Annotated in this window: 1 pseudogene; it reads right to left on the bottom strand. The window is 70.0% G+C overall.

The features are described 5' to 3' along the window. Positions 1-318: 318 nt before the first annotated feature. Positions 319-513 (bottom strand): annotated as a pseudogene (locus AB4Z27_RS29440) (DUF58 domain-containing protein); the annotation flags it as partial.

Genomic DNA, 513 nt, shown 5'->3' with positions numbered 1-513 from the left:
CGTGCGCTGGACGAGCTGACGGTCTGCGCCTACTACATCGGCGCCCAGGAACAAGGCCGCGCCGCGCTGATCCGGCTGCTCGCCGAAGGGGCGTTCCCCGAGTCTGAGCGCGCCCGAATCGAGGCGAATCGGCCGTATTACGGGATGTAGAGTCTCTCCCCTCTCCCTCTGGGAGAGGGGCGGGGGAGAGGGTAGGCGGCTCAACGTGCGCCATCGCATCGAGACACCCCGGCCCTCTCCCCCAACCCCTCTCCCGCAAGCGGGCGAGGGGAGCAAACCGGCAGGGCTTGATATGCCTGGGTTCTTCCCCGCTCTCCCCTACCCCAGCAGCCGCCGCAGCTGCACGGCCACGTCCTCGGCGGCGGAAACCGGCAGCAGCGGCACGCCGATGCCGTGGTGCCAGTCGAACAGCGCCTGGCTGTGCTGGCTGGCGAAGCTGCCGATCTGGTCACGCAGCGCGGCGCGGCCGAAGCCCAGTTCCACCTGCAGCTCGCCGTCGCTGACCACGAGGTG

This window comes from Cupriavidus sp. KB_39 (assembly GCF_052114485.1).
In the GTDB taxonomy this organism is placed as follows: Bacteria; Pseudomonadota; Gammaproteobacteria; order Burkholderiales; family Burkholderiaceae; genus Cupriavidus.
The sequence above is the reverse complement of the archived record's forward strand: the minus strand, read 5'-3'. Positions and strand labels throughout refer to the sequence as shown.